General features: G+C 61.4%; 1 protein-coding gene. It reads right to left on the bottom strand.

Features of this window, described 5'->3' with window-relative positions; genetic code table 11:
* Positions 1–1,130 (bottom strand): ribonucleoside-diphosphate reductase subunit alpha (locus Q8Q83_RS18955; RefSeq protein ID WP_305625684.1); only part of this gene is annotated, 1,130 nt, incomplete at both ends.

The raw sequence follows: 1,130 nt of genomic DNA, 5'->3' as shown, positions 1-1,130 counted from the left end.
GGTTCAGCGACTGCGCCTGGTCGATCCACTTCTGGCGGCGGCTGGCGGCGTCGACGATCCACTTGGTGTCGACTTCGAACGCGGTGGCGTAGAGGTCTTTCAACTCCTGCGGGATGCGCTCGATCTGCTGTACCGAACCGTCGTAGTACTTGAGGTCGTTGATCATCACCGAGTCCCACAGGCCGCGGGCCTTGAGGTCGTGGACCAGGTAGGGGTTGATCACGGTGAATTCGCCGGAGAGGTTCGATTTCACATAGAGGTTCTGGTAGGTCGGTTCGATCGACTGCGACACGCCGGTGATGTTGGCGATGGTGGCGGTCGGTGCGATGGCCATGATGTTCGAGTTACGGATGCCTTTCTGCACACGGGCGCGCAGCGGGGCCCAGTCCAGGGACTCGGTCAGGTCGACGTCGATATACTTCTGGCCACGTTGCTCGATCAGGATCTGCTGCGAATCCAGCGGCAGGATGCCCTTGCTCCACAGCGAACCTTCGAAGGTGGAGTAGGCGCCGCGCTCGTCGGCCAGGTCACAGGAGGCCTGGATGGCGAAGTAGCTGACCGCTTCCATGGACTTGTCGGCGAAGTCCACTGCGGCGTCGGAGCCGTAGGGGATGTGCTGCAGGTACAGCGCGTCCTGGAAGCCCATGATGCCCAGACCGACCGGACGGTGCTTGACGTTGGAGTTACGCGCCTGCGGCACCGAGGAGTAGTTGATGTCGATCACGTTATCGAGCATGCGTACGGCGGTGTTGATGGTGCGTTGCAGCTTGGCGCTGTCCAGCTTGCCGTCGACTATATGGTTCGGCAGGTTGACCGAGCCCAGGTTGCACACGGCGATCTCGTCGGCGTTGGTGTTCAGGGTGATCTCGGTGCACAGGTTGGAGCTGTGTACCACGCCCACGTGCTGCTGCGGGCTGCGCAGGTTGCACGGGTCTTTGAAGGTCAGCCATGGGTGGCCGGTTTCGAACAGCATCGACAGCATCTTGCGCCACAGGTCTTTGGCTTGGATGGTCTTGAACAGCTTGATCTTGCCGCCGAACTGGGTCAGGGCTTCGTAGTACTCGTAGCGCTCTTCGAAGGCCTTGCCGGTGAGGTCGTGCAGGTCCGGCACTTCGCTCGGGCTGAACAGG

The sequence above is a fragment of the Pseudomonas sp. genome, assembly GCF_030696055.1.
Taxonomy (GTDB): domain Bacteria; phylum Pseudomonadota; class Gammaproteobacteria; order Pseudomonadales; family Pseudomonadaceae; genus Aquipseudomonas.
This window is presented reverse-complemented; position numbering and strand designations above follow the sequence as displayed.